The sequence below is a fragment of the Paraburkholderia sediminicola genome (assembly GCF_046026855.1).
GTDB classification, from domain to species: Bacteria; Pseudomonadota; Gammaproteobacteria; order Burkholderiales; family Burkholderiaceae; genus Paraburkholderia; species Paraburkholderia sediminicola_A.
On record NZ_JAQQET010000011.1, the window covers coordinates 124,603 to 149,102 of the forward strand.

Consider the following 24,500-nt stretch of genomic DNA (forward strand, 5'->3'; position numbering starts at 1 on the left):
GACTGACTAACGGACCGGCAACATACCGCTTCCCATTGAGATCATTATTGCGAAACCCGTCGAGTGACGATCGATGGATAAAGACCGTTAAAGGTGGGTAATTCGGGCGATGGAAACGCGCCGCAAGTCACGCGCATGGCAGTTTTAAACAGGCTCGCCGTGCGCGTCCGGCGGCGCTTCCGCGGGCGAAGCATGACCTTCGCCGCCCGCTTGCCGCACGAAAAGTTAGACGCCGAAATGAAAACCGGCGCTCAGGGAGCGCCGGCGGAAATCATCGGTCTGGAACAGTTGCGACTGACTGTCGGGTCCAGCCCGGCCGGATTTAACCGTGCGCGCCGATCAGATTCACTACCTTGATATTGCGTGTATCCGGCACTTCCGCATAAGACAGCACCTTCAGTTGCGGCAGGCTGCGGCGCAGGAAACGCGCGAGCATCGGCCGCAGCGCGTGCTGCACCAGCAGCACCGGCGACAGCCCCAGATTCTGCTGGCGCGTCATCGCCTTCTGCGTTTCGTTCAGCAGCGTGTGCGCGAGACCCGGTTCGAGGCCAGGATTCGAGCCGGTAGAAAGCGCCTGCGACAACACCCGCTCCAGATTCGAATCGAGGCCCATCACCTGCATGTCGCCCACGCCGGGGAACCACTGCTGCGTAATCGCGCGGCCCAGCGAGAGGCGCACGGCGGCGGTGAGATCGTGCGCGTCGGTGATCTTCGGCGTGTGTTCGGACAGGGCTTCGAGAATCGTGCGCATGTCGCGGATCGGCACGCCTTCTTCCAGCAGGTTTTGCAGCACCTTTTGCAGCGTGGTGAGCGGCAGCGACTTCGGCACCAGATCGTCGACCAGCGACGGCGTGTCCTTCTGCATCCGCTCCAGCAGCGCCTGCACTTCGCGGCGGCCGAGCAGTTCGGACGCATGCGTGACCACCAGGTGATTCAGGTGGGTGGCCACCACCGTGCTCGAGTCGACCACCGTATAGCCATACACCTGCGCCTGTTCGCGCAGATTCGTATCGATCCAGATCGCCGGCAAACCGAACGCAGGGTCTTGCGTTGGCGTGCCCGGCAGCGCGGCGGATACCTGCCCCGGATTGATCGCCAGCCACTGCCCCGGATACGCTTCGCCGACGCCCACTTCGACGCCCTTAAGCGCAATCCGGTAGCCGTTCGGCCGCAATTCGAGGTTATCGCGGATGTGAATCACCGGCGGCAGGAAGCCGATTTCCTGCGCGAACTTCTTGCGGATGCTCTTGATCCGCTTGAGCAGTTCGCCGTCCGAGTTCTTGTCGACGAGCGGAATCAGGCGGTAGCCCACTTCGAGACCGAGCGTATCGATCATCGTCACGTCGTCCCAGCTCGCTTCGGTGTTTTCCGCCGGGGCCATTGCGGCCGGTGCGACGTCGACGAGCGTCGCGCTGTTCTTGTGTGCCTCGCTGCGCTTTTTCATCGTGCGGCCGAGCTGGATCAGACCGCCGCCGAGAATCAGAAACGCGAAATGCGGCATGCCCGGAATCAGGCCCATCAACACCAGAATGCAGCCCGTGATCACCAGCACGCGCGGATTCGTGAAGAGCTGGCCGGTCAGCTGGGTGCCGATGTCTTCGTTGGTCGCGACGCGCGAGACGATCACACCGGCCGCCGTCGAAATCACGAGCGACGGGATCTGTGCGACGAGGCCGTCACCAATGGTCAGCAGCGTGTAGTTCTTGCCCGCGGACGCGAAGTCCATGTTGTGCTGAACCATCCCGACGATCAGCCCGCCGATGATGTTGATCACCATGATCAGCAAACCGGCGATCGCATCGCCGCGCACGAACTTGCTCGCGCCGTCCATCGAACCGTAGAACTCGGCTTCCTGGGAAACCTCGAGGCGACGCTTGCGGGCCTGTTCTTCGTTGATGAGGCCGGCGTTCAGGTCGGCGTCGATCGCCATCTGCTTGCCGGGCATCGCATCGAGCGTGAAGCGCGCGGACACTTCCGCGATCCGCCCCGCGCCCTTGGTGATCACCATGAAGTTGATGACCATCAAGATGATAAAGACGACGATACCGACCGCGAAGTTGCCGCCCACGAGGAAGTGGCCGAACGACTCGATCACCTGGCCCGCCGCGTCCGGGCCGGTATGGCCTTCGAGCAGCACAACCCGCGTGGACGCCACGTTCAGCGACAGGCGCAGCAAGGTCGAGAACAGCAGCACGCTTGGGAAAGCGGCGAAGTCGAGCGGCTTCATCGTGTACATGCTGACGAGCAGCACCATCACGGAAAGCGCGATGTTGAAAGTGAACAGCAGATCCAGCAAAAACGGCGGCAACGGCAAAATCATCATGCCGAGGATCATGCAGATCAGCACCGGCCCGGCGAGGGCGCGCAAATTGGTGCCGCTCAAGGCATCCGGCCGTCGGGACAGGAATCCGGCGCGAGCGTTCATGCGGAGGCTCCTGAAGCGTCGTCGTTAGCGGGGTTAAGCGTGTCGGCGGCTTCCTGCTCGGCCTCATCGTCCGATATGCCGCCCTTGTCGAGGTCCGCCGGCACATCGAAGTCGGTCGGTGCGACCGGCGCAACGCCGCCTTCGGTGTTGAAACGCCGCAACTGATACACCCACGCGAGCACTTCTGCGACCGCGCCATAGAGCGGCCCCGGAATCTCGCGGTTCAGTTCGACGTTGTGATACAGCGCACGCGCGAGCGGCGGCGCTTCCAGCAGCGGCACGTTGTTTTCGGCGGCGATCTCGCGAATCCGCGCGGCTACCAGGTTCACGCCCTTGGCGACCACCTTCGGCGCACGCATCTCGCCGTCGGTGTACTGCAGCGCGACCGCGAAGTGCGTCGGGTTGGTCACCACCACATCGGCCTTCGGCACGTGCGTCATCATGCGACGGCGGGCAATGGCGCGCTGTTGCTGGCGAATCCGGCCTTTGACGTGCGGATCGCCTTCGCTTTCGCGATGTTCGCGCTTCACTTCTTCCTTCGTCATGCGCAGTTTCTTGTGGAACTGCCAGAGTTGATAAGGCACATCGAGCGCGGCCACGACGAACATGCCCGCCACTGTCATGCCGCAGCACACCGCGATCAGATGCACGGTGTTGGCGAGCGCGAGCTGGATCGGCTGGGTCGCCAGCGCGAGAATTTCCTCACGGCGATTCCAGATCGCCGTGCCGCCGATGATGCCTACCACGAGCGTCTTCGCCAGCGACATGCCGAGCTGGACCGGTCCGTTGATCGAGAAGATCTTGCCGAGTCCTTCGATCGGATTGAGCCGGTTGAACTTGGGCTCGAGTCCTTTCGACGACAACTGCCAGCCGCCCAGCGCCATCGGCGCGAGCAGGGCGGCGGCGCCGGTGAAGGCCAGAACCGGCAGTAGCGCATACAGGCCTTCGCGGCTCGCGGCGCCCGCCCCGATCATCATGCGGCGGGTTTCGAACGCGGTGGCATGGTCGAACGTGAAGGCCGAGCGCAGCATGCCCTGCAAATGCTCGCCAATGCTGCTGGACATGCCCCATACGCCGAAGAATCCCGCTGCCAGCAGCGCAAACGTCGACAGCTCCCGCGAACGCACGATCTGCCCTTCCTCGCGCGCCTTTTGCAGGCGCCGGGGAGTGGCTGATTCGGTTTTTTCGAGGTCGCTATCCTCTGCCACAAACGCTCTCCAGTCGGCTGAGGCACGGCGCCTCTTTCCAGTGAGAGCGATTATTCCCGGTCGACGCAAGCGACGATCGGCGGATAAGGGCGGAGAAAGGGGGGTATTTCGAGGGATCGAGCAACCGGCAAGCCGCGTGGCGCGGCTTGCCGGTGGGATTCGGGCGATTGACCGCCCGGGCGATGGACCGCCTTAGAAGGCGACGTAAGGCGCCTGACCGCCGCTCGCCGTCAAATCGAAACCGTAGTACATGTGACGGCCATAAAAGAACGGCAAACCGAGATCGAAGCTGCTGCTGCCGCCGATCTGCCCGGCCAGATCGTTGAACGCGTAGTTGCTGCTAGTGCTGAACAGCGTGGCCGCGCTCAGGATGCCGATGCTGACGCTGGCTGTCGCACTACTCGCGCCGGCCAGGGTAATCGACCGGGTTTGCGCGGTCGACGGGCAATAGAACCCGGCGTAGTTACTGCTGCACAGCGCGAGCGAGCTATCGGCGAAGAAGTAGCCGTTCGAACCCGAATCGAAGAACGCCTGCACCGTCGTGCCGTTATAGACGCTGTTGTTCAGGTCGCCATAGCCATCGGTAGTGAAGGTCTGCGTGGCCGCCAGCCTATTGTTCGACTGCGTGCCGATACCGAACACCAGCGTGCCGGTGGCCGATGGCGCGCCGGTATTCGGCACAGGCGGCATCTGCACGATTACACCGTTATTGTCGGACGCGAAGTTGGCGACCGGATTGGCGACCTGCTGGGCGAGCGGCACCGCGGTACGGGCGCAGGAGGCGCCGCCCGGACACGCGAAATAATTACTGTAGGTGGCGGCGGTTGTCGGATTCGCGCAGGTTGCGCCGCAATCCATAAGCGCCGTGCCAATGCCGAGAATGCCGTTGGCGCCGAGGTCGCTGACGGTATTTTCCGCCGAGCCGCTGCAGCCCTTCGACGGCACGGTGCTTGAAGCCATGTCGCCAATGATCTGCACCGGGATGCCCGCTGTCGTCGTTTCGCTGCCGATCGCCACGGTCGCGGTACGCACTGTGCCCCACGTGTAGCCATCCGCAAAGGTCGCGCACTCGGCGAGTTGCGCGTTGTTCGTGCCGACAGTGCTGACCGGCAACGCTTGCAGCAACGATGCATTCAGCACCGAGCTGACCACACGCAGCCCGAACGAACCGGTATCGACCTGGATGTTGTTGATGATCTGACAACTGGAGGAAGTGGGAGGCGAACCGGGCGGGCAGACAGTCACGCTAACCGTCGGAATATTGATGACGCCGTTCACACCCTGCCCGACCGTAATCGCCACGGCATTCGCCGCCGTGGCGATCGGTTGCTGGGTCGGGCTGGCCGGCAGCGAGCCGCCGTTCAGCGTGGTCGACGAATTGTTACTGGAACTGGAGCTGCCGCCACCGCCGCCGCAGGCGGCCACTACCGACACCAACGCCACGGCCACGACGGCCTGCATCCAGCCCCTGAGCTTCACAGCACTTTGCATGGTTCGCATCGTTCGTCCTCGCCCTTACTGGATGTCGGAACCGCTGACGCCGGCGGGCAACGCCGGAGGCAACCAGGCCTGACCGTTGAACGCGCCCATATGGCCGCCGGAGCGGACCACGAGGCTGCTCTGGTCGACCGCAACGGGACCGTGACCGCCTCCGCGCGCCGCGCGCGCGGCTTTTACGCCGGCGACGTACTGCGGGAAATAGCTGCCAAGCAGATCGTTGAGATCCGGCATTTGCGGACCACGCCAGGCGATGCCGAAGACCGAACCATCCGCGGCGAGGTACTCATGCACCACCGTGCCGTTGCCGAGCGTGGTTTCACGCACGGTATAGGACGCGGAAGCCGAGGTGGAAGAGGCAGCGCTCGATGCAGAATGCATCACGCTTTGAGCGGCCGTTGCCGAGCTGGTGCCGGGCTGCACGGTGCGGGAAGAAACCGATGCATCCGCAGGGGGTGTCATCGGGGCGCCGCCCAGTCCCGCATAAGCGGACTGCACGGCTGACAGCGAACAGGGTAATGCAAGCGCCATAACGAAACCGGCGCGGCGTACACGACTCCACATGACAATGCTCCTCCCGAGCTGCTGCTGCTCGGCTCGCACCTCGTGCGAACCGGCCGCATGTATGCAGATCATACGACACCGCTGCGGTCGCACTCAGGAGGGGATACCTTACCGTGCCACCGACCGGTGAATGTTTCTCACCGGCACACCGTGCCGCTGCTTGAGCCCGTAGTATGCCTGTGGTTTGTGTCGGCGGGCAGCAAGCGCACGCGGCAGCGTGGCTTGCGGCACATACCGGTCCGGCCTCGCGCCCTTGCGGGCGGCCGGCGGGTCAGAAGCCGAGGCTCGCCAGCAGATCGTCGACCTGCGACTGATCCTGCATCACATCCGCCTTGCCTTCCGGATTGATCTGCGGACCATTCAGCAGATGTTCGGGGCTGCCGGTGGACGAGGGCTCGGCCGCCAGCGCCGCCGCATGCGCCGCGAACTGTTCGCGCCGCTCGAGCGCGATGTTCTCGACCAGCACGCCGAGCAGCTGCTGCTCGATCAGGTACACGACGTCCGTAATCTTCTTGATGACCTGGCCGGTCAGATCCTGGAAGTCCTGCGCCAGCATGATCTCCATCAGTTGCGCGTTGGTCGCGCCCGTCGCCTCGGGCACGCCGCGCAAAAAGCTCCGCGTGTCATTCATCAACGAGCGCACTTCTTCGCGCTCGATCGGAGCCGCATACCACTGCTCCCAGCGCGCGTCGAGCTCGCCCGCGTCCTGCTGCAATTGCGTCTGGATCGGCTTGGCGACGTCGATCGAGGACAGCACGCGCTCGGCTGCCTGCTCGGTCATGGTCGCGATGTACTTCAAACGGTCCCGAGCATCGGGTACGGCTTCCGCCGCGCGCTCGACATGTTTGTCGAGCCCAAGCTCACGCATCGAGTCGCGCAGCGTGCGCGTCAGTTGTCCGATGCGGGCGAGGATACGGTCGGACGCGAAGTCGCCGGTCTCGCTCATCGCGTCTGCGCCTTGCGCGTTGGTCGGCAGATTCACATCAGCTCCCGGCTTTAGCCATCTTCTCGATAATCTTGTTGAGCTTCTCGTCGAGCGTCGCGGCCGTGAATGGCTTGACGACATAACCGCTCGCGCCGGCCTGAGCTGCCGCGATGATGTTTTCCTTCTTCGACTCGGCCGTCACCATCAGCACCGGCAGATGTGTCAGGTGGGCGTCGGCGCGGATTTCCTTGAGCATGGCCAGACCGTCGAGATTCGGCATGTTCCAGTCGGAGATCACGAAGTCATACGTACCGCCGCGCAAACGCGAGAGGCCGGCCTGACCGTCTTCCGCCTCGTCGACGTTGGAGTAGCCAAGCTCTTTGAGCAGGTTGCGAACAATCCGGCGCATCGTCGGAAAGTCGTCAACTATCAGAATCTTCATTCCCTTATCCATTTCATTCCCTTTGCTTGATCCATGATGCGGCGCATGACCGCCAGTTCATTCCGATCCGTGTCGACCGGAGTTCGCGCTTTAGCGCGCTACTCCGGTCCCATGCAAGGCTGTCGACCGGAGTTGCTTACCCCGGTCCCATGCCTGGCGCTCGCCGTCAGGCGCACGCGTCATACCCGCTGTACGCGTTCACCCATCGACGACAGACGCGCCATCACACGGCGGCTCATTTCCGGCAGCGAGGCAATTTCGTCCGCCGCGCCAAGCGCAATCGCTTCGCGCGGCATGCCGAACACGATACAGCTCGCTTCGTCCTGCGCGAGGGTGTACGCCCCCGCTTTTTTCATGTCCAGCAGCCCGGCGGCGCCGTCGCGCCCCATCCCGGTCAGGATCACGCCGACCGCGTTCTTGCCCGCATGCTGCGCGGCCGAACGGAACAGCACATCCACCGACGGACGGTGCCGATTCACCGGCGGCTCGTCCGACAGATGCGCGATATAGTTCGCGCCGCTGCGGGCCAGCAACAGGTGAGCGTGGCCGGGCGCGATATACGCATGTCCCGGCAGCACGCGTTCACCGTGCTCTGCCTCTTTAACGGTAATCCGGCACAAACCATTAAGGCGTTGCGCAAAAGATTTTGTGAAACCCGGCGGCATATGCTGCGCGATCAGCACGGCGGGTGCATCCGGCGGCAGCGGCACCAGCACTTCGCGGATCGCTTCGGTGCCACCCGTCGATGCGCCGACGATGATCAGCTTCTCGGTACTGAGCAGCGGGTTGTTGAAGAGCGGCGTGGCAGCGGCAGGCGCATGCGCGGCGTGCGTCGCCGCGTGATGTACCGGTGCTGTCTGGCGCACGCGGGCGCGGGCGGCGGCGCGAATCTTGTCGGCGAGCTTTTCTGAGTAGTCCAGCATGCCGTCGCGAATGCCGACCTTCGGCTTGGTGACGAAGTCGACTGCGCCCAGTTCAAGCGCGCGCAGCGTGATTTCATTGCCGCGCTCGGTTAGCGACGACACCATCACGACCGGCATCGGCCGCAGACGCATCAGCTTCTCGAGGAAGTCGAGGCCGTCCATGCGCGGCATTTCGACGTCGAGCGTCAGCACGTCCGGGTTGTGCTGCTTGATGAGTTCACGCGCGACGAGTGGGTCGGGCGCGGTCGCCACGACGGTCATGTCCGGCTGGCCGTTGATGATTTCCGTCATCAGGCTGCGGATCAGCGCCGAATCGTCGACGCACAGTACTTTGATTTTTTGCACAGCGCTCACGCCTCCTCTGTAGTTCTGGCGTTGTTTGAATTAATCGGGCGCGAACTTGCACCGAACAGTTCGATGCGCGGCTTCGCTGTGCCGGCCGCGCCGCCTGCATTCGCGCCGAACAGTTCGATCTTCGGCCGTGCGGCTGCCGGCGTCGAAAACAACTCGACCCGCTTGCGCGCGGCAGCAAGCCGCTCGGCGCGCGCCTCCGCGCTCTGCCGCATGAGCGCCTGCTCGCGCTCGGCCACGCCCGCTTCCTGCTGCAGGCGCAATTTCTTCACCATCACCTGACCGGTGCGCGGCATGAACGCGACCTTGCGCGGATGCGAGCCCTGCAAATCTTCCGCGACGATGCGGATCTTTTCGAGCGCGAGATACCGGCGCACGAATTCGGAATTGCGGTCGCCGATGTTCATCGTCGTCATACCGGCCAGCACCGCACCGCCGCCGAACACCTTGGCTTCGAAACGCTCGCGCCGCCCGCCCGCCTTGATCAGCTCGTTGATCAGCACTTCCATCGCGTACGCCCCGTAGCGCATTGAATCCGACGCGGGCTGGCCGGCGTCCGCGCCGTCGTCGGGCAGCATGAAATGGTTCATGCCGCCGATGCCCGCCGTACGATCCTGGAGGCAGGCCGCGACGCACGAACCGAGTACGGTGACCAGCACCATGTCTTGGTCGGTCGTGTAAAACTCGTTCGGCAACAGCTTCACGCCTGGGCGTTTGAAGTGGTTGTCGAAGTACAGATTGGTGGCAATCGGCAAGGCGCTGCTCATACTGTCACCCCGCTAGTCGTTGCGCTGCCGGCATGGCTCGTGGCACGCGCCGGCGTGCGCGCAGCGCCCGTGTCGCGCGTCAGTTCGTAGACAGTCTGGCTGCGCAGCTTGAACGCCTGCGTCACATACGTGAAGTTTTCCGAGTGCCCGGCAAACAGCAAGCCACCCGATTTCATCAGCGGCTCGAAGCGCGCGAGCACCTGCGCCTGCGTCGGCTTGTCGAAATAGATCATCACGTTGCGGCAGAAGATCGCGTCGAACTGCGAGCGCAACTGGTAATCGCGGTCGGTCAGATTCAGTTGTTCGAAGCGCACCATCGCGCGCACTTCCGGGCGCACCTTGACCAACCCGGCGTGCGCGCCGGTGCCTTTCAGGAAGAAGCGCTTGAGCCGCTCAGGCGACAGATGCTTCACCTGATCGAACTGATACATGCCGGCTTCGGCTTTCGCCAACACCTGCGTGTCGATGTCGGTGGCGAGCACGGTGGCCTGACGCGCGCCGCTGTCGCCGAGCGCTTCGATCAGCGTCATCGCGATCGAATACGGCTCCTCACCGGTCGAAGCCGCCGAGCACCACACCGACACCGGCTGCGCACGGCGCGGAACGAAATCGGCAAGAATCGGGAAGTGATGGGCTTCGCGGAAAAACGCGGTCAGGTTGGTGGTCAGCGCATTGGTGAACGCTTCCCACTCGGCCGGATCGTTCTCCGCTTCGAGCAGATCAAGGTACTGTTTGAAGGTCTCGAGGCCACGGGCGCGCAGCCGGCGCGCCAGACGGCTGTACGCCATGTCGCGCTTGTGATCCGACAGCGAAATGCCTGCACCGCGATGAATCAGATCGCGAATGCGAGCGAAATCCGCCGACGTGAATTCGAAATCCCGTCCTTGCTCGCCGGATCTGGCCGGCTCCATCCGCTCGGGACGTGCCGGTTGCGGAGGTGCCGCTTGCGGAGGTGCCGGTTGCGGACGTTGCTGTGCGCGCGTTGCCATCATGAAAGTCCCTGCCTGCAATACGAGCCATCCGGCTTTTCGCCCAAAGGAATGCTTTGGACGAAAGGGATTATGTTCGCGGGGTCGCGCCTGCCCACGAGTTCTGCTAACACACGGTCGGCCCGCGACACGCTTTGTAAGCGTGCTTCGATGATTCGCCCCTCAAGGAGCGAGATGTCGAATGACCGCATGTCGTTGTGCCGCTTTCTAGAACGTTTCCCAGTCCGCGTCCGACCCTGCCGTCGCCGCGCCTGCTGCGGCCGGACGTGCTGCGAATTCGGAAGCGGCGCGGGCCGTTTTCGGTTTGAGAGCCGGTTCGACACGCGCGGCGTCAACACCATGAGTGACCGAAGCCGACGCTGCACGTGTTGCTGTGTTTGCTGCGGGGTGCGTTGCCGTGTGTGCGCGTGTTTGCGGCGCCGCTTTGGCGGGCTGCACGTGCGGGCTGCCACTCTTGCTGCCGTTCGGGCGTGCCGCAGTGTGCGGAAGGGCTGCAGCCGCCGTGCTACGCGTCTGACCTCCGGCCACCTTCCAGCCGTTCACCACCGCCTGCAACTGACGCGTCTGCTCTTCGAGCGACGCAGCCGCTGCTGCCGCCTGTTCGACCAGCGCGGCGTTCTGCTGCGTCACTTCGTCCATCTGCACGACCGCGCGATTCACCTGTTCGATGCCGCCCGATTGCGCTTCGGAAGCCGCGCTGATTTCGCCCATGATGTCGGTCACGCGGCGCACCGCCTGCACGATCTCTTCCATCGTGCTGCCCGCGCGGCCGACCAGTGCCGAGCCGCTTTGCACCTTGTCGACCGAGTCGCCGATCAGTTCCTTGATTTCCTTCGCGGCGCTCGCGCTGCGCTGCGCGAGGCTGCGCACTTCGCCTGCGACCACCGCGAAACCGCGGCCCTGTTCGCCTGCCCGCGCGGCTTCGACCGCCGCGTTCAGTGCAAGAATGTTGGTCTGGAATGCAATGCCTTCGATCACGCCGATGATGTCGACGACCTTGTTCGAACTGGTCGCAATACCCTGCATCGTCGTAACGACCTGGCTCACCACATCACCACCGCGCGTCGCGATATCGGACGCGTTGACAGCCAGTTGGCTCGCCTGACGCGCGTTCTCGGCGTTCTGCCGCACGGTGCCGGTCAGTTGCTCCATGCTCGACGCGGTTTCCTGCAGCGATGCAGCCTGCTGTTCGGTGCGTTGCGACAGATCGGTGTTGCCCATGGCGATTTCGCGCGCGCCGGTGTCGATCGATTCGGTGCTGCTGTGAACTGCCCTCACCATCGTCGCCAAGCTGTCCTGCATCCGCTTGATGCCGGCGAAGAGGCGGCCGATTTCGTTGCGGCTGAATACTTCGATTGTTTCGGACAGATCACCCGAAGCGATCCGTTCGAAGCATGCCGTTGCATCGTTCAGCGGCTGCACGATCAGGCCGCGCAGCGCGAAGCGAATGCCTACCACCAGCAGTAGCGCGATTGCGGTGACGCCGATGATCAGCGTGGTCATCAGCGAAATGTTCGATTGCGCGCTCGCCTGCTGATCCACGGCGCCTTGCTGCAATGCCTTGATGACCGCCGATGCGGCGCCGTCGTAGGCGATGAACATCGGGCTGATCTTCGTATCGGCAATCGCGTGATAAGCGGCCATGTCGTTCGCGTTGAGCGCTGCGAACTCCGGATCGACGCCTTCATGCATCACCGCCGTACGCTTGGCGACCACGTCGTCGAGAAGCGCCTGATCGATGCCGTTCTTCGGCGCATCGAGATAAATCTGCCAGTTCTGATTGCCCTTGGTCAGCAGCTCCTGCGCGCGATCGATCGCTTTCTTCGCTTCATCCGCATTGCCTGCGGCCGACAGCGTGTTGAAGCGGTCCACCGCGAGACGCGAACGCAACAGGTACGACGACGCATCGTCGAGCGCGTGAATGGCCACCAGATCGCCGCGCGTAATACGGTCGAGCGACTGGCTCGCACCGTTCAGTGCGGTTAGACCAAGCGCGCCGACCACAACGGTCAGCGCCACCAGAATGATCCCCACCATCGTCAACGATGTGCGAATCGACCACCTGCTCACCATCTCGTGCTCCCTGTTCGATCTATCTTTCGTACGGCGCGTATCGACACGTATCGACGCGCGTTGACGCTTAGGTGCTAAGCGTTTCGATCAGCGCCATTTCGCGGCTGGTCATCAGCTTCTCGATGTCCATCAGGATCAGCATGCGGCCGTCGACGGTGCCCAGACCCGTGAGGTACTCGGTCGTCAGCGTCGCGCCGAATTCCGGCGCCGGCATGATCTGGTCGGCGGCGAGCGTCAGCACATCCGACACACCGTCCACCACCATCCCGACCACGCGATGCGCGACGTTCAGGATGATGACTACGGTCTGGTGGTCGTATTCGACGCGGCCCAGGTGGAACTTGATGCGCATGTCCACGATCGGCACGATGATGCCGCGCAGATTGATCACGCCTTTGATGAACTCAGGCGCATTCGCGATACGCGTCACGTTGTCGTAGCCGCGAATTTCCTGCACCTTGAGAATGTCGATGCCGTACTCTTCGGCGCCGAGCGTGAAAACGAGGAATTCCTGACCGCCGGCGTCTGCCTGCTGCGCGTCGCGGCGGCCATTCGTACCGCTTGCGTTCGAAACGCTCGAATTGATGGATTGGACTTCTGCCACGTTAGCCCCCAAACGGTTGGGATGAAATAAATTGAGTGAGTGTTGCGAAAACTGCGTGCCTCACGGATGTCATTACGGATGTCACGCGAGACTCATCGCGCCATGTGCATGGCGCGTTTCGCGATTCAGCGCCGCGACGTCCACGATCAGCGCGACACTGCCGTCGCCGAGAATGGTTGCGGCGGAAATGCCGTGCACCTTGCGGTAATTCGTTTCCAGATTCTTCACGACCACCTGCTGCTGTCCCACCAGCTCGTCGATCAGCATCGCAAAGCGGCGCCCTTCGGTTTGCATGATGGTGACGATGCCCTGCGTCGGTTCCCGCTTGGCGTCTTCGACGTTGAATATTTCGTGCAGCGCGACGAGCGGCAGGTATTCACCGCGCACGCGTACCACGCGTTCGCCATTGGTCACCGTGTAGATGTCTTCGGCACGCGGTTGCAGCGACTCCATCACGAAGTTCAGCGGCAGAATGAATATCTCGTTGCCGACCTTGACCGACATGCCGTCGAGAATCGCCAGCGTGAGCGGCAGAACGATTCGCGTGGTGCTGCCCTTGCCCGCATGCGAGGTGATTTCCACGTGGCCACCCATCGACTGGATGTTCCGCTTCACCACGTCCATGCCGACGCCGCGGCCCGAAACGTCCGTGACCTGCTCCGCCGTCGAGAAGCCCGGCAGGAAAATCAGGTTCCAGACTTCTTCGTCGGACATCGTTTCGCTGACCTGCATGCCCTGTTTCGCGGCCTTCGCAAGAATCTTGTCGCGGCGCAAACCGGCGCCGTCGTCGCTCACTTCGATCACGATGTTGCCGCCGTGATGCGCGGCCGACAGCACCAGCTGGCCGGTTGCATCCTTGCCCGCCGCGCGCCGTGCCGCCACGGTTTCGATGCCGTGGTCGAGACTGTTGCGCACGAGATGGGTCAACGGATCGATGATCCGTTCGATGAGACTCTTGTCGAGTTCGGTCGCCTGACCGAAGGTGACGAGCTCCACTTCCTTACCGAGTTTCGCAGCCAGATCGCGCACGAGACGCGGGAAGCGGCTGAACACGTAATCCATCGGCATCATGCGGATCGACATCACGGCTTCCTGCAGATCGCGCGCGTTGCGCTCGAGCTGCGCCATGCCGTTGAAGAGCCGGTCGTGCAAAGCGGGATCGAACGTGCTGGTGGTCTCGGCCAACATCGCCTGCGTAATCACCAGTTCGCCGACCAGGTTGATCAGCTGATCGACCTTCTCGACGCCCACGCGAATCGAGCTGCCTTCCGCGCCACCCGCTGCCGCGGCCGGACGCGCCGCCTTGCGGTCCTGATCGGCCGGTGCGTTGTTCGCCGTCGCGCCTGTTGCCGCGCTTGCTGACGGTGCACCGCTCACTGCGGCAGGCGCCGGAGTATTCGCTTGCGACGCCGAGGTGTCGAACAGTTCGTGCGCAGCGGCAGCTTGAGCGGGTGCAGCGGTGTCGGCCACTCGTGCCGACGATGCTGCGTGCTCCGCCTGTACTGCCTCTGCTGTTTGTGCTGCTTGCACCGGGGTCGAATCGGCAGCGTCCGGCGTTCCAGGTTCGCCTTGCTGCGTCTCGTCCGCCGGTGCGGTGCCGCGGCCGATCGTGATCTGACTTTCGTCGATCACGAAACAGCACACGGCGATGATGTCGTCGGCGGTCACATCGGTCTGGAGCCACAGCGTCAGATCGCCGCCGCTTTTGACCTGCCCGACGATGTTGCCCAGGTTGCCGAGCTCTTCAGCCAGCAGTTCCTGGTCCTTCTCACCTACGCCCCGTAGCGTAATTTCCAGATGAGGGCCGGTTTCTTCACCGGCGCCCCCGGCTTGACCGGTCTGTGCCGGTTCGCCGTCAATCCATTCACCCGCCGCCTGCACCGCCTGTTCGACGACATGCTCGGGCGGGGTGCTGCCTTGTACTGCGGTTTGTTGTGCTTCTACTGGTGCTGTGGCTGCCACCGGCGCGGCGGCCACCGGCTCCGTGGCCGGCTCGGCGCCGAAGCGGCTTTCGTGGTGCAACTGTTCGAGCTTCGCGCAGATCGCCTTCGCGGTCGCCGCATCTGGCTCGGCGCTCGCGCGGTAATCGGCGAGCTGACCCGACAACACGTCCTTGGTTTCGAGGAACGTGTCGATCATGTCCTTGCGCAACACGAGTTCGTTATTGCGCGCGCGGTCGAGCAGCGATTCGAGAATGTGAGTCGTTTCCGTCAGCGCGGTAAAACCGAACGTCGCCGCGCCGCCCTTGATCGAATGCGCCGCGCGGAAAATCGCCGCGAGGTCTTCGGGGTCCGGGTTGGCGATATCCAGATTGAGCAGCAGTTGCTCCATCTGCGCGAGCAGTTCGTCCGCTTCGTCGAAGAACGTCTGATAGAACTGAGTGATGTCGAGTGTCATGCCTGGGTCACCGCGAGAGTTCCTGTCTAGGCTTGGGCTGCTGGGCCGCCGCGTCGAAAGCTTCTATAACTTGTCTAAAGGTCGCGCTTATAGGGCGCTCATGCGTGGTCCGGTTCCGCTAACGCCGCCACCAGTTCGGTCAGCATGTCGGGGTCGAGCGGCTTTTCGATCCAGCCGGTTGCCCCCGCGGCCCGCGCCGCTGCCTTGAACGGCTCGCTCGATTCCGTCGTGAGGACGAGGATGGGCGTCGCCTGGTAAGCCGGGTTGCAGCGCAGCGCCGTAATCAGATCGAGGCCGGTCTTGCCTGGCATGTGCTGGTCCGTCAGCACGAGGTCGAACGACATGGCGAGCGCGTTTTCGAGCCCTTCATTGCCGTCCGCCGCGAGCGTCACTTCGTAGCCGGCCGTCGTCAGCGTTGCGGCGAGGATTTGCCGCATCGATGCCGAGTCGTCGATTGCCAGGATGTTCCTGATCATGAAAACCTCGCTGCATTTACGCTATGAACCAGCTAGCCGTCCATGCCATCCCGGCGCATGGACCAGTCAGCCGATCGCTGTCTGTTACTGGGCTGCCGGCGCTACCGCCGGCACCTTCGGTGCAACCGTCGCCGGTTGCGCAAGCCTTTGCAGCAGCGGCTTGGAGCCGGCTGCGTCGTCCGACAAGGTGGTCGTGGTGGAGTCGTCGTGGTCAAGCGCCTCCTCCGACCTCTTGTTCAGCACGATGATGCTGATGCGGCGGTTTTCCGGGTCCATCGGATCCGCCTTGTTCAGGTTCTGCGTCGACGCGAGACCGAGCACGCGCATCACCTTCGCTTCGTCCATGCCGCCGCCGATCAGCTCGCGACGCGACGCGTTGGCGCGGTCCGCGGACAATTCCCAGTTGCTGTAGCCCTTCTCGCCGCCGGCGTACTGCGCGGCGTCCGTATGCCCTTGCACGATGATGCGGTTCGGCACGTCGTTCAGCGTGTGGCCGATTTCGCGCAGGATGTCGCGCATGTACGGTTCAACCACGTCTCTCGCGGTCGCGAACATCGGCCGCTTCTGCGAGTCGACGATTTCGATGCGCAGGCCGGTCAGCGTCGAGTCGATGCGGATCTGCTGCTTGAACTGGCGCAGCACCGGGTTCGCTTCGATCGCGGCCATCAGCTTGACCTGCAGATCGTGCAGGCGAACCTGTTCGCGACGCTCCAGCTCGCCTTGCATCTGTTTGACCGAGTCCTCGTTGTTATGCGACACGCTGCGCTCGGCGCGGTTATTGGTGCCGTCAGTCGCGCGCGTGACGCCTTGCGCGTCGGTCGAAATGTCGCGACCGCCGCCCCTCAGAATGCTCGAGTCCTCGGCGCTGCGATCACCGCCCCACAGCGTGACCTTCAACGGCTGGTTGAAGTAATCGGCGATGCCCTTCAACTGCACGGTGGAGGCCGAACTCAGCAGCCACATCAGCAGGAAGAACGCCATCATCGCAGTCATGAAGTCCGCGTAAGCGAGCTTCCACGCGCCGCCGTGATGGCCCTTGCGGGCCGGCGCGGAACGCTTGACGACAATGGCGCGGTCTTTGTCCTTGCTCATCGAGTCGGTTCCCGGCGCCCGTTACTTGGCTTTGACGCGGCGCACGTGCTCTTCCAGCTCGGCGAACGACGGACGTTCAGTCGAGAAGAGCACCTTGCGGCCGAATTCGACGGCAATAGCCGGCGCATAGCCATTCAGGCTGGCGAGAATCGTTACCTTGATGCATTGGAACATCTTGGTCGACTCGGTCACGCGCTGTTCGGCGACGCTCGCGAGCGGGCTGATCAGGCCGTACGAAAGCAGAATCCCGAGGAAGGTGCCGACCAGCGCCTGAGCGATCATCTCACCGAGCACCGCCGGCGGCTTGTCGGCCGAGGCCATGGTGTGCACCACGCCCATCACCGCGGCCACGATCCCGAACGCCGGCATGGCGTCGCCGACCTTGGTCAGCGCGTGCGCCGGGGCTTCGCCTTCCTGGTGATGCGTCTCGATCTCCTCGTCCATCAGGCTTTCGATCTCGAACGCGTTCATGTTGCCGCCGACCATCAACCGCAGGTAATCGGTCAGGAATTCGATGATGTGCTTGTCGGCCAGGATCTTCGGATACTGCGTGAAGATCGGACTCTTCGACGGATCGTCGATGTCGGCTTCGAGCGTCAGCGTGCCTTCCTTGCGTGCCTTGGCCAGCAGGACGTAAAGGAGCGCCATCAGCTCCATATAGACGTCCTTGTCGTATTTCGCGCCCTTGAACAGGGTTGGAATGACGCGCAGCGTCGCCTTGATCGTCTTCATCCCGTTACCGAGAATGAACGCGCCGACGCCGGCGCCGACGATCATCAGCACTTCGACGGGCTGCAGCAGCGCGCCAAGATGACCGCCTTCCAGCGCGTAACCGCCGAAAACGGACAAAAGCGTCACGAGTGTTCCCACGAAAATCAGCACTGCCGAGTCCTCACAAAGAAGCGACGGTGACCGTCGTTAATCTGGTTTACGGCAACGGAGCAGAAAACTTTGGCGGAAAAGCGGCGCGTCACTCCTGTGTAAACCAGAGGCGGGTTAAGCCGGTTCGATGCGGCCCAGCAAGGCCGGGCGCCGGCCGGTCGGGCCGGAAGGGCCGCGGAACGGAGGTGCGCGCGCGGACACCGGGTTGCGGGCGGCTGGCCGGCGCCGCCCCGCGGCTCAAATCTCCAGCGCAGCGAGGCTTTCGCGGGCCCGGGCGTCGGCAAATTTCTTTGTCTTACCGGCGCGCGAAGGCGGCTGGCACAGCCCGCAGACGAAGGCGTGCTGCGGATCGTGCGCGTGCGCGACAAAATGTCCACCGCAGCGGCAACAGGCGGTCATTTGCAGCATTCCGGAGTCGAAGAAGCGCACCAATGTCCAGGCGCGCGTAAGACTGAGCACAGGCTCGTCGTCGTGCAACTGGACATGTTCCTGGTAGAGCCGGTAGCTCTTCACGATCGACTGGATCGTTACACAGCCACCGTGGTCGGCCATGAAACGGTAAATGTTATAGAACAGCGATGAGTGAAAGTTCGGCTGCCAGGTCATGAACCAGTCGGTCGAAAACGGCAACATGCCCTTGGGCGGCGACACCCCTTTCAGTTCCTTGTAGAGCTTGATAAGCCGGTCGCGCGACAAACTGGTCTCAGCCTCCAGCAATTGCAACCGCGCGCCGAGCTCGATCAGCTCGATGGCCAGGGTAATTTCCCTGACTTCCTGCACAACACTTTTATATGCCATCCGCGTGCATTTCCCCCGTCCTGATCGCTTTATTTGAACTACACGTTGCCATCAGCCGAGTTGCTCGACCGGCTGGCTTGCCATCAGGATCGCGGAATGCGCCTGAACCACGGCGCTGGATTTGCCTTTGTCCGCAAGGGCGGACAGCACGGCATGGTCATCGAAACGGAAACGGCACAACACCTGGTTGGACGCCGCCAGCTTCACGGTCTGCGCCAAAGACAGATTGGCGAGCACGTCGGCTAACTGGTCCGAAATCCCCATGCGAAACATGCCCATCGGCTTGTCCTCACGCAGCAGGCGCTGCGCGAGCAGGAGATAAGACAGGTTGACTTCTCTGATCTCATTGAGCATTTCGCTTGTCGCGCTCATGATTCCCCCGGGGTATATCTGGCTGGTCAGGCCGTTACGGAAACGTTTGCTCGAACGCGCGCACTTAAACCGCACGAATCGGCTCGCTTCTGGTCTTGCAAGCATTGTGTCTAAAGGGGGAGCGGACGAAAATCGGACAGACACCCTGCCAACCTGACGGATTAATCCGTCATTCGTGTAGGAATTTTTCCTACACGGCGTGGGTCAGAAAGAAGGTAAAACAGGTGAAGCGGCACGCAGCTTGAGATTCGTGATGCGTTTCGGATAATTATTCAGCGGAAATGTGAACCAGATGGTGAGTCCTGAGTGGCTCGCGATCCGCACCTTGCATCGGTGAAAAACAATTATAAGACGTTTTCACTTCTGCGCAACGCGCGTGCTGTAGGGGCCGCGCTCCAGTCCCGGGACCACCCCTTGTTCATGTTTTCTCTGCGTTTGAATGCCCCCCAGTCGTGCTTGCCGACTATCGGGACAGCGCTCCTGCCGACCTGTTACGCATCATGTTTCGCGCTGTAACAACATTAAGCGTTTGAAAAATAACTCGAATTAGCGCCGCCAATCCCGATAATGAAGCTAAGGGATTACCCGATGCAGGTTCGGAGCACCCCCGGGCGGCGGCTTACCGCGCCCAACCGTCCGTCAGGCATTCGCTCCTCGCTCTACTCGAGCGCCGCTGTGCGAAGCCGTTTTGAACAGGAGAAACGCATGCGAATCGCACAAATTGCGCCGCTGTACGAAGCTGTCCCGCCGAAACTCTATGGTGGCACCGAACGCGTCGTGTCATATCTGACCGAAGCGCTGGTCGACCTCGGCCACGACGTCACGCTGTTTGCGAGCGGCGATTCGGTCACCTCCGCGAACCTCGACGCCTGCTGGCCTCGGGCGCTGCGCCTCGACCCGACGATCCGCGATGCACTGGCTCCGCATGTCCTGATGATGGAAAAGGTGCGCAAGGTCGCTCATGAGTTCGACGTGCTGCACTTTCACCTCGACTACATGCCGTTCCCGCTCTTTACCACCATGGACACGCCGTTCGTGACCACGCTTCACGGCCGTCTGGACTTGCCTGAACTGCAACCGGTGTTCGACGCATTCTCGAATGTGCCGGTGGTGTCGATTTCGGATTCCCAGCGCGCGCCGCTGCCGCAGGCCAACTGGCTGAACACGATTTACCACGGCCTCCCTGAGCAGTTGCTCACGCCGCAGACGCACAAGAAGCCGGAATACCTGGCGTTCCTCGGCCGTATCTGTCCTGAGAAGCGCGTCGATACAGCTATCAAGATCGCTGCACAAAGCGGTTTGCCGCTGAAGATCGCCGCCAAGGTGGACAAGGTCGACCAGGAATACTTCAAGAAGGAAATCGAACCGCTGCTCTCCATGGCGCACGTGGAGTTCGTCGGCGAAATCAACGAGGCGCAGAAGCCTGAGTTCCTGTCGGGCGCCAAGGCGCTGCTGTTCCCGATCGACTGGTCGGAGCCGTTCGGTCTCGTGATGATCGAATCAATGGCGTGCGGCACGCCGGTGATCGCGTTCAACCGCGGCTCGGTGCCGGAAGTGATCGACCACGGCGTGACCGGCTACATTGTCGAGGACGTTCAAGGTGCGGTGGCCGCGCTGCAACGCCTGGACGAATTGTCGCGCACGGAGATTCGCGCGCAGTTCGAACGCCGCTTCAGTTCGAAAACAATGGCTCAGAATTACGTTGACGGTTATTCGGCACTGATCGAAGCAACACGCCGCCCGGTGTTGCGCCAGGTAGCGGTGGGCTGAGCGACGCGCTTAAGCGGCTGATGTTTTTATGCGCTCAGCCGCTTAAATCGTGCCTCTCCCGCTTACCGTCGCTTTCCGCTTTGCACGCCAATCATGAGTAAATTTGCCTGGTGAATCGTTTGCGCGAGCGGTTAGCGGGAGTTAACCTGCTTCTACTCCGGAAAAGCCGCCTCTCAGAGGCGGCTTTTTTAATGCAGGAATGGATGCGCTTCCATCCTGGATTAGCGCTGCGCGAATAAACAACCAGGCAACGATCAACCTTCAGTTAGCTTTCGCCCGGACTAACGGGGCATTCAAGCCGCGCCAATCAGAAAGCGTTCCCGATTCTTGCCGACAATCCACTTGGGTGGTTTGCCACGCCCGCTCCAGGTATTGCCCGATTTCGGATCCTGGTACTTGGCCGGCAGCGGCGCCTTCTTCGGTGGGCGTCCACGTCTGGCGGCAACCGCAAAGCCGAGGTCCTGCGCTGTTAGACCGTATTCAGCGATCTTTTGGCGGATGTCGGCGACCACGTTGTCGACTTCAGTACGACGCGCTTCATCTGCCTGTGCCTGCAATTTGGCGATCTGTACCTTGAGGTCTGCATATTGAGACATTTCGGTTCTCCCCTTTTTTAGAACTCATTCGCTCGCAGACTAGCTGTAATTATAAAAATTCGCAATGGACAATAATACCGATTTAGGAAGATATCCTCTGATAATTATTAAGCGTCGATGAATTGTAAAACGAGATCTTTATCAGGTAATAATAGGTAAAGGCGACTCCACATTGACAATTCTTGACACCTAATCTGGCCGTCTTTCCCTAGAATTGCGCGCTCAATGGCATGCACTTGCGCTTAGCATTCATGCCACTCCAAGCGTCAAACATTTTAGGATTACCAATCATGCAGTTGTCAAAGCGCCTTGCTGCCGAGCTTTTCGGCACCTTCTGGCTCGTGCTCGGGGGCTGCGGCAGCGCCGTCCTCGCCGCTAACTTCGCCGGCCCGGTCCACGGTCTGGGCATCGGCTTCGTGGGCGTCTCGCTCGCATTCGGTCTCACTGTCCTGACAATGGCCTATGCGATCGGCCATATCTCTGGCTGCCACCTGAATCCGGCGGTCAGCGTCGGCCTGACCGTCGCCGGCCGCTTTCCGGCTCGCGACCTGCTGCCGTACATCGTCGCGCAAGTGGTTGGCGCGGTGCTGGGCGCGCTGGTGTTGTCGTTGATCGCATCGGGCAAGCCGGGCTTCGACCTCGTCGCCAGCGGTTTCGCCAGCAACGGCTATGGTGAGCGCTCACCAGGCCATTACTCGCTCGCGGCCGCCTTCATTTGTGAAGTGGTGATGACCGGCTTCTTCCTGTTCGTCATCCTCGGCGCGACCGACAAACGCGCGCCGGCCGGTTTCGCGCCAATCGCCATCGGCCTGTGCCTGACGCTGATTCACCTGATCTCGATTCCGGTCACCAACACGTCGGTCAACCCGGCGCGCTCGACCGGCCCGGCACTGTTCGTCGGCGGCGCAGCGGTGGATCAACTGTGGATGTTCTGGGTCGCACCGATTATCGGCGCCGTGATCGCCGGCGTGCTGTACCCGCTCATCGCCGAAAGCCGTCGCGGCAATTCGCAGGAAATGGCGCTCGACTGATCGGCGAGTGCGCGTATCCTGGCAATCAGAACGGGCGCTACGGCGCCCGTTTTGTTTTGTCCGCACGATGCAGACAGCCAATGGCCTGCCAATAGCCCGCTGCTAGAATCGTGCGACTTCCCAAGCTCGCACAGGTGCTACCGATGACCCGTTTCCGCGGATTCCTGCATGGCGTCGCACTCTCCATCGGCGGTCTGTGCGCTGGCGTATTGGCGTTACCCGCGGCCCACGCGGCGGACGGCAACACTGAAACGCTCGTATTCGTGCGCCACGGTGAGAAACCCGCCATGGGTTACGGCCAGCTCAATTGTCAGGGACTCAACCGCGCGCTGGCGTTGCCGGCAGTGATCGCCGCCAAGTTCGGCAAACCGGATGCGATCTACGCCCCCGATCCTGGCCAGCAAAAGGACGACAGCGGTCACCCCTATTACTATATTCGGCCGCTTGCGACCATCGAGCCGACTGCCATCCAATTCCAGATGCCGGTGCAAACGCCGTACGGTTTCGCCCAGATCGACCAGCTCGGCACAGCGCTCGTCAGTCCGGTCAATCGCAACAAGCTGATTGTCGTCGCGTGGGAGCACAAGCTGATCGTGAAGTTGTTGCGTCAGATGATGAGCACGCATGGCGGTAATGCCGCCGACGTTCCCAACTGGCAAAGCAACGACTTCGACAGTATTTACATCGTTCGTCTCGACTGGCAAAACGGCACGGCCCACGCCAGTTTCAAGCTTGACCGCCAGGGACTGAACGGCCGCGCGACGGATTGCCCATGCGCGGCGCTGCCGAACGCCCCTTCTGCGGCCGAGGCGGGCGCTTCCGCGAGCTCAGCTGATTAATCGGGTAATACAGATGTAAGCCGTGATTACGAGCGCGGCTGACCGATTTTTGCAGCGGGCGGCAGCAACTGGGCGCCGGCTCGTTCTAAGGAGGCGAGGAGCCTTATGTAGCGGGGCTTCGAGCGGAAAACGCACCCCACGTGCTACGTTCGAATGTTCCTTCTATAGCCTTTCAAAGCCTGCGACGATACTTGCAGTCCGTAACATCTCGTCGCAGTAGAGAAGGCCCGGAATGCGTAGATTGGTCCTGTGCGACAAACATACGTCGCCTCACAGGAGAACAACATGAAACGCATCGTCACTCATTTGCTGGTTGCTGCTGGACTCGCGGCGGGCGCATGCGGCGTCGCGCAAGCGCATACGGATCTGAATATCGGCCTCTCGCTCGGCGCGCCGGTTTATGCCCAGCCGGCACCTGTCTACGCAGCGCCGCAGCCGGTGTACTACGGCAACGGCGGCTGGGACCATCGCTACGACCGCGGCGACTACTATCGCGGCGACCACGGGTATAACCGCGGCTGGAATCACAACGACCGCCACTGGGGTCACGATGACCGCGGCGATCGCCGTGGCGGGTGGCACGGCTAAACGTAGCGCCGCGTAGGGTCTCGAAGAACCGGCCCGCATCCACGAAAGAGGATGCGGGCCGTCCCGTTTTCAGGACATCAGTTCGTCGTCGAGCGAGAAAAGTTTGCGCAGATGGTGCGCGACGCCCGCTTCGAAATTATTGCCGATGCGCGGCACGTTCGGCAGACGCGTGATGAGATCGGGATTGGCATTGTTCATCATGAACGGATGGCCGGCTGTCTCCAGCAGGTCGATGTCGTTCATGTTGTCGCCAAACGCCACGCATTGCGAGGCATCGACGCCAATGCGCTCGAGCACGATCTGCAAAGCACGCCCCTTCGATACATTCGAAGTCATCACCTCCAGGCAGTCCGGCAGCGAATAGGTGACGTACAGCGCGTCGCCGAATTCGCGCGCGAGGTTGGCCGCGATGTGCGTGAGATCGGCGGGCTCACCGATGTAAAGGACTTTGGCGATATCGACGCCGTCGTGCTTCAGCAGATCGGTGACCTCGTAGGCGAAGCCGGAGTCCTGATGGAATTTCAGCAGATCTGGTGCATCCCGGTCGATCAACCACGCCTGGTCGGCGAACAGATTGACGATCACGCGGCCATGCTCACCGACGATGTCCGGCTGCACCAGCCGCTGCACGATGGCCGGGGGCAGGTCATCGGCGTGGATCACCGTGTTGTCCGGCGCGTGAATGCGTGCGCCGTTCGACGTGATCAGATACGCGCTGATGCCCAGCAGGTCACGAATGCCCGCGACGTCGCAGTAGTGGCGCCCCGTCGCGATTACGAAGTGCAGCCCATCGGTTTCCAGTTTGCGCACGGTGGCAACCGTGAACGGGTCCACCTGGTGGTCGGCGTTGAGCAGCGTGCCGTCGAGATCCGTGGCGATGACTTTGTACAT

General features: G+C 62.2%; 23 protein-coding genes. 4 read left to right on the forward strand and 19 right to left on the reverse strand.

All coding sequences use genetic code 11. From position 1 onward, the window contains the following. Positions 1–322 precede the first annotated feature (322 nt). The 17 genes from flhA to flhD form a co-directional block, all read right to left on the reverse strand. Positions 323–2,425: a flagellar biosynthesis protein FlhA gene (flhA, locus tag PQR40_RS14490; protein ID WP_408509249.1), complete on the reverse strand. Its 2,103-nt coding sequence runs from the start codon at positions 2,423–2,425 to the stop codon at positions 323–325. Then, a complete protein-coding gene (flhB, locus tag PQR40_RS14495; RefSeq protein WP_408226189.1) occupies positions 2,422–3,633 on the reverse strand; it encodes a flagellar biosynthesis protein FlhB in 1,212 nt (403 codons plus the stop codon). The genes flhA and flhB overlap by 4 nt, the downstream gene beginning before the upstream one ends. 192 nt (positions 3,634–3,825) lie before the next feature. Next, positions 3,826–5,133, reverse strand: coding sequence for a DUF3443 domain-containing protein (locus PQR40_RS14500; protein WP_408226186.1), 1,308 nt, complete (start codon positions 5,131–5,133; stop codon positions 3,826–3,828). Between the two features lie 15 nt (positions 5,134–5,148). Continuing rightward, entirely contained in the window at positions 5,149–5,694 is a 546-nt protein-coding gene (locus PQR40_RS14505) for a DUF2844 domain-containing protein (RefSeq protein WP_408226183.1), read from the reverse strand. Positions 5,695–5,965: 271 nt separating this feature from the next. Continuing rightward, the gene (gene cheZ, locus PQR40_RS14510; RefSeq protein ID WP_408226498.1) at positions 5,966–6,640 is read right to left on the reverse strand and encodes a protein phosphatase CheZ; all 675 of its coding nucleotides are present in this window, start codon (positions 6,638–6,640) and stop codon (positions 5,966–5,968) included. A gap of 37 nt (positions 6,641–6,677) precedes the next feature. After that, positions 6,678–7,073, reverse strand: coding sequence for a chemotaxis response regulator CheY (gene cheY, locus PQR40_RS14515; protein ID WP_408226180.1), 396 nt, complete (start codon positions 7,071–7,073; stop codon positions 6,678–6,680). A 167-nt stretch (positions 7,074–7,240) separates the two neighbouring features. Next, positions 7,241–8,329, reverse strand: a complete 1,089-nt coding sequence (gene cheB, locus PQR40_RS14520; RefSeq protein WP_408226177.1) for a protein-glutamate methylesterase/protein-glutamine glutaminase — start codon at positions 8,327–8,329, stop codon at positions 7,241–7,243. A gap of 5 nt (positions 8,330–8,334) precedes the next feature. Further along, complete coding sequence (cheD, locus tag PQR40_RS14525) at positions 8,335–9,102, reverse strand: chemoreceptor glutamine deamidase CheD (RefSeq protein WP_408226174.1); 768 nt, start codon at positions 9,100–9,102, stop codon at positions 8,335–8,337. Next, entirely contained in the window at positions 9,099–10,094 is a 996-nt protein-coding gene (locus tag PQR40_RS14530) for a CheR family methyltransferase (protein WP_408509250.1), read from the reverse strand. The genes cheD and PQR40_RS14530 overlap by 4 nt, the downstream gene beginning before the upstream one ends. Before the next feature lie 204 nt (positions 10,095–10,298). Next, positions 10,299–12,164: a methyl-accepting chemotaxis protein gene (locus PQR40_RS14535; protein ID WP_408509251.1), complete on the reverse strand. Its 1,866-nt coding sequence runs from the start codon at positions 12,162–12,164 to the stop codon at positions 10,299–10,301. Positions 12,165–12,231: 67 nt separating this feature from the next. Next, entirely contained in the window at positions 12,232–12,768 is a 537-nt protein-coding gene (gene cheW / locus PQR40_RS14540; RefSeq protein WP_408226165.1) for a chemotaxis protein CheW, read from the reverse strand. Positions 12,769–12,849: 81 nt separating this feature from the next. After that, a complete protein-coding gene (gene cheA, locus PQR40_RS14545; RefSeq protein WP_408509252.1) occupies positions 12,850–15,165 on the reverse strand; it encodes a chemotaxis protein CheA in 2,316 nt (771 codons plus the stop codon). Positions 15,166–15,263: 98 nt separating this feature from the next. Continuing rightward, positions 15,264–15,641: a response regulator gene (locus PQR40_RS14550; protein ID WP_408226161.1), complete on the reverse strand. Its 378-nt coding sequence runs from the start codon at positions 15,639–15,641 to the stop codon at positions 15,264–15,266. A gap of 84 nt (positions 15,642–15,725) precedes the next feature. Beyond that, the gene (gene motB / locus PQR40_RS14555) at positions 15,726–16,733 is read right to left on the reverse strand and encodes a flagellar motor protein MotB (RefSeq protein WP_408226158.1); all 1,008 of its coding nucleotides are present in this window, start codon (positions 16,731–16,733) and stop codon (positions 15,726–15,728) included. Between the two features lie 21 nt (positions 16,734–16,754). After that, positions 16,755–17,615 (reverse strand): flagellar motor stator protein MotA, encoded by an 861-nt coding sequence (gene motA, locus PQR40_RS14560; protein WP_408226155.1) that lies wholly within the window; start codon positions 17,613–17,615, stop codon positions 16,755–16,757. Between the two features lie 237 nt (positions 17,616–17,852). Beyond that, positions 17,853–18,413 carry a flagellar transcriptional regulator FlhC gene (gene flhC, locus PQR40_RS14565; protein ID WP_408226152.1) on the reverse strand — a complete coding sequence of 187 codons (561 nt, stop codon included), beginning with the start codon at positions 18,411–18,413 and terminating at the stop codon, positions 17,853–17,855. 51 nt (positions 18,414–18,464) lie between these two features. Then, positions 18,465–18,785, reverse strand: coding sequence for a flagellar transcriptional regulator FlhD (gene flhD, locus PQR40_RS14570; RefSeq protein WP_408226149.1), 321 nt, complete (start codon positions 18,783–18,785; stop codon positions 18,465–18,467). 705 nt (positions 18,786–19,490) lie between these two features. Between flhD and PQR40_RS14575 the strand changes: the two genes are divergently transcribed. Continuing rightward, the gene (locus tag PQR40_RS14575) at positions 19,491–20,555 is read left to right on the forward strand and encodes a glycosyltransferase family 4 protein (protein ID WP_325043149.1); all 1,065 of its coding nucleotides are present in this window, start codon (positions 19,491–19,493) and stop codon (positions 20,553–20,555) included. Positions 20,556–20,848: 293 nt separating this feature from the next. On the opposite strand, the gene PQR40_RS14580 is transcribed toward PQR40_RS14575, so the two are convergent. Then, the gene (locus tag PQR40_RS14580; RefSeq protein ID WP_408226146.1) at positions 20,849–21,151 is read right to left on the reverse strand and encodes an H-NS histone family protein; all 303 of its coding nucleotides are present in this window, start codon (positions 21,149–21,151) and stop codon (positions 20,849–20,851) included. 290 nt (positions 21,152–21,441) lie between these two features. Between PQR40_RS14580 and aqpZ the strand changes: the two genes are divergently transcribed. The 3 genes from aqpZ (at position 21,442) to PQR40_RS14595 (ending at position 23,609) form a co-directional block, all read left to right on the forward strand. Beyond that, positions 21,442–22,182, forward strand: coding sequence for an aquaporin Z (gene aqpZ, locus PQR40_RS14585; RefSeq protein WP_408334698.1), 741 nt, complete (start codon positions 21,442–21,444; stop codon positions 22,180–22,182). 143 nt (positions 22,183–22,325) lie between these two features. Further along, positions 22,326–23,021 (forward strand): histidine phosphatase family protein, encoded by a 696-nt coding sequence (locus PQR40_RS14590; RefSeq protein ID WP_408226140.1) that lies wholly within the window; start codon positions 22,326–22,328, stop codon positions 23,019–23,021. Positions 23,022–23,306: 285 nt separating this feature from the next. Further along, positions 23,307–23,609 (forward strand): PXPV repeat protein, encoded by a 303-nt coding sequence (locus PQR40_RS14595; RefSeq protein ID WP_408226137.1) that lies wholly within the window; start codon positions 23,307–23,309, stop codon positions 23,607–23,609. A 69-nt stretch (positions 23,610–23,678) separates the two neighbouring features. On the opposite strand, the gene PQR40_RS14600 is transcribed toward PQR40_RS14595, so the two are convergent. After that, positions 23,679–24,500: a Cof-type HAD-IIB family hydrolase gene (locus PQR40_RS14600; RefSeq protein WP_408226135.1), complete on the reverse strand. Its 822-nt coding sequence runs from the start codon at positions 24,498–24,500 to the stop codon at positions 23,679–23,681.

Excerpts from the sequence above, each read along its gene's own strand:
- PQR40_RS14600 (WP_408226135.1), bottom strand. The coding sequence starts at position 24,500 with ATGTACAAAGTCATCGCCACGGATCTCGACGGCACGCTGCTCAACGCC.
- PQR40_RS14590 (WP_408226140.1), top strand. The coding sequence starts at position 22,326 with ATGACCCGTTTCCGCGGATTCCTGCATGGCGTCGCACTCTCCATCGGC.
- PQR40_RS14530 (WP_408509250.1), bottom strand. The coding sequence starts at position 10,094 with ATGATGGCAACGCGCGCACAGCAACGTCCGCAACCGGCACCTCCGCAA.
- flhA (WP_408509249.1), bottom strand. The coding sequence starts at position 2,425 with ATGAACGCTCGCGCCGGATTCCTGTCCCGACGGCCGGATGCCTTGAGC.
- PQR40_RS14550 (WP_408226161.1), bottom strand. The coding sequence starts at position 15,641 with ATGATCAGGAACATCCTGGCAATCGACGACTCGGCATCGATGCGGCAA.
- cheY (WP_408226180.1), bottom strand. The coding sequence starts at position 7,073 with ATGGATAAGGGAATGAAGATTCTGATAGTTGACGACTTTCCGACGATG.
- PQR40_RS14500 (WP_408226186.1), bottom strand. The coding sequence starts at position 5,133 with ATGCGAACCATGCAAAGTGCTGTGAAGCTCAGGGGCTGGATGCAGGCC.
- PQR40_RS14580 (WP_408226146.1), bottom strand. The coding sequence starts at position 21,151 with ATGTCTCAATATGCAGACCTCAAGGTACAGATCGCCAAATTGCAGGCA.
- cheA (WP_408509252.1), bottom strand. The coding sequence starts at position 15,165 with ATGACACTCGACATCACTCAGTTCTATCAGACGTTCTTCGACGAAGCG.
- PQR40_RS14575 (WP_325043149.1), top strand. The coding sequence starts at position 19,491 with ATGCGAATCGCACAAATTGCGCCGCTGTACGAAGCTGTCCCGCCGAAA.
- PQR40_RS14505 (WP_408226183.1), bottom strand. The coding sequence starts at position 5,694 with ATGTGGAGTCGTGTACGCCGCGCCGGTTTCGTTATGGCGCTTGCATTA.
- cheD (WP_408226174.1), bottom strand. The coding sequence starts at position 9,102 with ATGAGCAGCGCCTTGCCGATTGCCACCAATCTGTACTTCGACAACCAC.
- PQR40_RS14595 (WP_408226137.1), top strand. The coding sequence starts at position 23,307 with ATGAAACGCATCGTCACTCATTTGCTGGTTGCTGCTGGACTCGCGGCG.
- aqpZ (WP_408334698.1), top strand. The coding sequence starts at position 21,442 with ATGCAGTTGTCAAAGCGCCTTGCTGCCGAGCTTTTCGGCACCTTCTGG.
- motB (WP_408226158.1), bottom strand. The coding sequence starts at position 16,733 with ATGAGCAAGGACAAAGACCGCGCCATTGTCGTCAAGCGTTCCGCGCCG.
- flhC (WP_408226152.1), bottom strand. The coding sequence starts at position 18,413 with ATGGCATATAAAAGTGTTGTGCAGGAAGTCAGGGAAATTACCCTGGCC.
- cheZ (WP_408226498.1), bottom strand. The coding sequence starts at position 6,640 with ATGAGCGAGACCGGCGACTTCGCGTCCGACCGTATCCTCGCCCGCATC.
- PQR40_RS14535 (WP_408509251.1), bottom strand. The coding sequence starts at position 12,164 with ATGGTGAGCAGGTGGTCGATTCGCACATCGTTGACGATGGTGGGGATC.
- flhD (WP_408226149.1), bottom strand. The coding sequence starts at position 18,785 with ATGAGCGCGACAAGCGAAATGCTCAATGAGATCAGAGAAGTCAACCTG.